Here is a 686-nt window from a genome sequence, read left to right as displayed (position 1 = left end):
CGGTGTCGGCGAGCGGCACGGTGTCCGCGGGGGTCACCGCCGCGGAGTCGAGCGTCGACGGCGGGACGGAGGTGGCGTCCGCCCCCTCGGCGGGACCCGAACCCGCGAGGGGGGCGGACGCGCCCGGGGCCGCCTGACCTGCGGAAGCCATCGGCAGGTCCGGCGCGGAAGCGCCCGGGGTGCGGCTCGCAGCGCGCACGATCAGGAAGAGCAGGCCGGCCGCGAGCACCAGGCCCACGATCCAGCTGAAGAGGGACAGCGCCGACCAGCTCTCGTAGCCCAGCCCGAACAGCCGCCCGGTGAGCGGTGCGGTGGGCAGGAGGCCGACGATCGCCATCGCGAGGATGCCCAGCTGCACCGGCTCGTACCGGCGCTCCAGCAGGTCGCGCAGGTGCACGCGGCCGTCGGTGTCGGGCAGCAGCGCCCAGGCCACGGCGTAGAGGAAGATCACCGGCAGTCCGAACAGCGCGGCCACCACGAGCACCCCGCGCACGATCAGCGGGTCGATGCGCAGCCGCGCGGCGATGCCGGCCGCGACGCCACCGAGCCACCCGTCGGAGCGCGCGACCCCGAGACCGGCGACCCACAGCAGGAAGCGCTCGGCGCCGCGGGGAGCGGTGCGTCCGGAGGGCGCGGCGCCGTCGACCGGGGTGTCGGGATCGGCGGGCGGGGGGGGGGGGGGCGGG

Annotated in this window: 1 protein-coding gene; it reads right to left on the bottom strand. The window is 77.4% G+C overall.

The features are described from left to right. The coding region (locus DW309_RS12335) for a PspC domain-containing protein (RefSeq protein WP_136045542.1) at positions 1-686 on the bottom strand (686 nt) is incomplete at both ends.

It is taken from the genome of Microbacterium sp. K41, assembly GCF_004794395.1.
GTDB classification, from domain to species: Bacteria; Actinomycetota; Actinomycetes; order Actinomycetales; family Microbacteriaceae; genus Microbacterium; species Microbacterium sufflavum.
Note: the sequence above shows the minus strand (reverse complement) of the source record. Positions and strands in the feature narration are given on the sequence as shown.